The sequence below is a fragment of the Sandaracinobacteroides sp. genome (genome assembly GCF_057137845.1).
In genome coordinates this window covers 1-4,985 of the sequence record NZ_DBNHFX010000113.1, presented here as the reverse complement: position 1 = coordinate 4,985, position 4,985 = coordinate 1, and the positions used below count along the sequence as shown (strand labels likewise).

3 protein-coding genes are annotated in these 4,985 nt (G+C 65.1%); 2 read left to right on the top strand and 1 reads right to left on the bottom strand.

Translation table 11 applies throughout. The annotated features are described in order from the left end of the window. A partial coding sequence (locus AC16JP_RS05920) for a hypothetical protein (protein ID WP_484339682.1) occupies positions 1–1,341 on the bottom strand: 1,341 nt, incomplete at its 3' end. A gap of 65 nt (positions 1,342–1,406) precedes the next feature. On the opposite strand from AC16JP_RS05920, the gene AC16JP_RS05915 reads away from it, so the two are divergent. After that, positions 1,407–2,957 carry a carboxylesterase/lipase family protein gene (locus AC16JP_RS05915; RefSeq protein WP_484339681.1) on the top strand — a complete coding sequence of 517 codons (1,551 nt, stop codon included), beginning with the start codon at positions 1,407–1,409 and terminating at the stop codon, positions 2,955–2,957. Positions 2,958–3,129: 172 nt separating this feature from the next. Beyond that, the coding region (locus AC16JP_RS05910; protein ID WP_484339680.1) for a TonB-dependent receptor at positions 3,130–4,985 on the top strand (1,856 nt) is incomplete at its 3' end.

Below are 4,985 nucleotides of genomic sequence, written 5' to 3'. Positions count from 1 at the left end.
TTGCCGGCGCAGAAGGTCGATGTCGATCGCATCGCGGCCGAAGGATGGCGCCCAGAGCGACCATGGCCCGGTGATCAGCGACGTGGTCGGGAGCAGCCGGGCATGAAAATTGGTGCCGATACCACCGAACGAGGCATATTCCGGGACATGCCCGGCAACCGCCGGTCCCAACCCCGGCACGACGAAGGTGCGCGCCAGATCGCGCCCGCGCACCGCCGCCACGACGGCGCGGCGCATCGCCTCGCTCGGCCCGACTGCCCACAGCAGCGGCTCGGCGGCGCCGGTGAAAGCCAGCCGCCGCCCGGCCCCTTGCGGATTGCCGACGGGGACGAGTTCGCGCGCACCCAGATGTTCGATCGCCAGCACGAACGCCAGATCACCGTCGTCGAAATGCTGGTCGAGGCCGTTTGCATAGCGCACGCTCCCCTCGCGCGAGATGTGGAGGTGGGTCGAGGTGAAGGCGAATTCGATCGTGCGCCGGCGTTCCGCAAGCGGCAGGCTGCTGAAATAGTGCGCAAGCCCCAGCAGCGCCGCCGCACCATTTTCCTGCACCCAGGTGTTGCCGTCGGTGTGCGACACCAGCACCACCCGCTCGGCCGTCTGGCCGGGAAGCGTTGCAAAAAGATTCCGCGTCGATGCCCGATCAGAGACGGCGCGAACATCGAGCGTTGCCTCGCGGCTCTCGGCTGCGGCCTGCATCAGCCAGGCCTTTTCCTCGGCACCGGCAAAAACGGCAGGCAGGCGATACTGGGTTCCCTGATGCGGTTCGAAATAGCCGGCAACCTGTTCGCGCGGCAGGTCGAAGCAGACGATCATGCCTGCCGCACCGGCAAGCCCCGCCTCGATCAAGTCGCGGTGGATCACGGCGTCCGCCATTCCCGGCCGGTCGTAAACCGCCGCTTCCAGTTCGGCGCAGTCGGGGCTGCTAAAAAGGCCCCCCTGCATCAGCGCCCGATAGGGAACCGGCTGGTCGGGGAAGGCGCGCACGATCACCCTGCCCTGCACCTGCGCATCGCGAACCGCGACATCGGGCGGCAGATGCATCAACGCACCCGAACGGCTGGCGGGGCAGGAATATGGGACGACACCCGCAATCGGGACCGGCTGCCCAGCCACCCGCAAACCGCCCGCCTGCGCCAGCCCGGCCTCGGCATGCCAGCGCGCGATTTCGAACCTGTCGTCGCGGATAGCCAGTCCGGGGATCGCGCGCAGCTCGGCTTCGATCCAGTCGATCGCGGCATCGTGCGCCGCCGACCCCGAGCTTCGCAGCCCGAAGCCCCCCAGCCGGTCGCACCATTGCGCCAGTTGTGCCGCACCGGCAAATCGCGTTTCGTCGATCATGCTCGCCCCTTTGGGCAGGGGATCGGGCGAAACCCCGTCGCGCGCAACTGGCAGAAATGAAGATGATGGACGAAGAACAGCGAAAGGCCCGCATGGCCGACATCGCGCTGGCGATCGGCCTGACCAGAAATCAGCCGCGCACAGCACGCACCATCACCGGCGGCCCGGTCGTGCACATCGAAAACGGCGCCCTGCGCGGCGAAGCACTGGCGAACGGCGGCTGCGCCTATCGCGGCGTGCCGTTTGCAGCGCCGCCTGTGGGGCCGCTCAGGTGGCGGGCGCCACAGCGGGCAACGGGCTGGCAGGGCATCCGCGAAGCAACGCATTTCGGCCCAGCCTGCCCGCAACATGCACTGACCGAGGGCAGCGCCACCCTTGCCACCGGCTTTTCCGAAGACTGCCTGACCTTGAACATCTGGACCCCGCCCGCCGCATCCCCGGCAAACCAGCAGCGATATCCGGTGCTGGTGGCGATCCACGGAGGCGCGCTGGTGAACGGCAGCGCGGCCGGGCCGGTGTTTGATGGCGCGGCACTTGCCCGGCGCGGCATCGTGGTGGTGACGATCCAGTATCGCCTCGGCCGCTTCGGATTTTTCGCCCACCCCGCCCTGCAAACCACAGGCGACGACAGCTGCACGATCAACTTCGGCTTCCTCGACCAGATCGCGGCGCTGCAATGGGTGCAACGCAACATCGGCGTATTCGGCGGCGATGCCGACCGCGTGACGATCATGGGCGAATCCGCAGGCGCGATGTCGGTCCTGATGTTGATGGCTTCCCCGCTGGCGCGCGGCCTGTTTGCAGCGGCCATCGCACAATCGCCGCCTGCCCGCATCGACTTCGTCTCGGCGGAAGCCGCACTGAAGGCGGGCGAGGCGTTTACCGAAAGCATTGGCCTTGCCGACGCCTCACCGGAGGCATTGCGGGCGCTTCCGGCCGAGGCGCTGCTGCCAGGCACGCACTTTCTCGACCGCGACACGCCGACATTTGCCGGCCCGGCAGTAGATGGCCGCGTTGCACCAGCAACGGTGATGGCGGCCTTCGCCAACCGGCAACAGGCAGAAGTTCCGCTGCTGATCGGGGCGACCGGGCTGGAAATGGGCGCCTTTCCAGACGGCCATGTGCTGGCGGTGTTCGCACAGTTGCCCGAAGATTTGCAGCAGGCGCTGAACGCTACCCACGACAGCGGCAACCACCGCCCGGCCATCGACAATGCGGCCGACGCGATCGGCGATCTGGCTTTCGTCGAACCGGCGCGCGCGATCGCCCGGCTGGCGGCGGCTGCCGGGCAGCCGGTCTGGCTCTATCGGTTCGACATGGTCGCCAGCCACCTGCGCGCCACCCGGCGCGGCGCGCACCACGCCAGCGACGTCGGCTACGCGTTCGACACACTCGGCCAGACCGATAGCAACACCAACGCCGACGACCTGTCGGCCGCGCACCAGTGGGCCGACATTTTTGCGCAATTCATCCGCACGCACAGCCCGAACGGCAAATCGCTGCCCGGCTGGCCCCGCTTCAACGACCATGAGAAACTGCTGCATATGGGAACGAACGGCGCGGCCAGCATGGCCGACCCATGGCAAACCCGGCTGGATCTGCTCGATACCACATAACCATCGGCTTCGGTTTGGCCGCCCGTCCGGCCTAGTGGCATTTCGGCAACAAAGTTGCATATTCGGCCAAGATATCGACAATGAAAGTAGTCAGATTTTTTGACAGGGGCTATGAATTCACGCTTCGCGCTGCACCTTCCAGTGCGCAGATATTTTTGGGGAGAACGATTACATGAACGGGTTTGGTGATCGCAGGCTTGCGTTGGGCGCCATCGCCCTCGCCGCCGTTTCGCAGCTTGCGCTGGCGTCCGCCGCCAACGCGCAGGACACCGCCGCAAACGAAGCTGCAGACACCGGCTTCGAAATCATCGTCACAGCACAAAAGCGCGCCGAGCGGCTGCAGGACGTGCCGCTGGCGGTCAGCGCGGTATCGGGCAACCAGTTGCAGACACTGTCGATCAACAGCCCGATGGAACTGCGCTACGTGGCGCCCAGCCTGAACTTCCAGGGTTCCGCCAACGTGCGCGGCGAAGGATTCTCGATTCGCGGTGTCGGCACGGCAGTCTTCTCCGACACGGTCGAGCAATCGGTCGGCACCGTCGTCGATGGCGTGCCGCTGGCACGCTCCGGGCAGGCCGTGGCTGACCTGATCGACATCGAGCGGGTGGAAATCCTGCGCGGTCCGCAGGGCATGCTGTTCGGCAAGAACGCGTCTGCGGGCGTGATATCGATTACGACCAAGGCGCCGGAATTCAACAACAGCCTGCAGGTGCGTGCGTCATACGCCACCAAGAACGAGGTGAAGGCAAGCGCGATCGGCAACCTGAAGCTGACCGACACGCTTGCCTTCCGCGTTGCCTATGCACAGACAACGCGCGACGGGATCGTCGACAACATCTACCGCAAGGAACTGCTGAACGGCCGTGATTCACGTGGCGTCCGCGCAAGGCTGCTGTGGGAACCGGCCCCCAACCTGACCGTCAACCTGCTTGGCGACTGGGGCAAGAGCGATCAACTCTGCTGCACATGGACTGCCCGCACCGTGCCCGCAGGCACCCAGTACGGCCAGATGACGGCTGCCGCCGGAATCGTGCCGGGGCCGAAAAACCTGCAGATCGCCGCCGACAAGCTTTTCTATCAGAAGATCGAGAACTGGGGCACTTCCATGCAGGTCGACCTCGACGTCGACTGGGCAACCCTTACGTCGATCTCGGCCTATCGCCACTGGACATCCGACGACAACAACGACCCTGACCTGCTGCCGGTCAACTATCTCTCGATCAATAGCGGCCAGAGCAAGCTGGACCAGTATTCGCAGGAATTCCGCATCACGTCGCCTTCCGGCGGCCAGTTCGAATGGGTGGCCGGTGTCTTCCTCAACCACACGGTCAATCACAGCCATGCCGAACAGACCGGCAAGCTGGTGCTGCCCCTGCCCGGCGACATGGTGATCGGCAGTTCCGTCGACTCGACGACCAAGAACACCAGCAGCGCCCTTTTCGGGCAACTGTCCTACGAGCCGGTGGAAGGCCTGAAGCTTATCTTCGGCGGGCGCTACACGGCTGAAAAGCTGGCGTTCAACGCGAACATGTACAAAGCGCCATCGGCGTTCATGAGTATCCCGGGGCGCTATGTCGGGCCGGTCTGGGCGCGCGCATCGAACGAGAATTTCTCGGGCCGCGCAACGCTGCAATACTCGTTCAACGACGATGTCATGATTTTTGCCTCGGCTGCGCGCGGCTACAAGGGCGCCGCAGTCGACACGCTGGGCGTCGTGTCTGCCGATACAAAGGTCATCCGGCCGGAAATCCCGACCAGCTATGAAATCGGCCTCAGGTCGCAGTTCCTCGATCGCAGGGTCACCCTGAACGTCACCGGCTTCGCCACCGACTTCAAGGACTTCCAGGCGTCGATCTTCGATACCAGCGTATCTCCTGCGCGCTTCGCCGTCGCCACGGCGGGCAAGCTGCGGACACGCGGTGTCGAAGCGGATTTCGTGGTCCAGCCAGCGCAGGGGCTGACGTTCAACGGCTCGCTTGCCTATGTCGATGGCACCTACCTCGACTTCAAGAACATCGGTTGTTACGC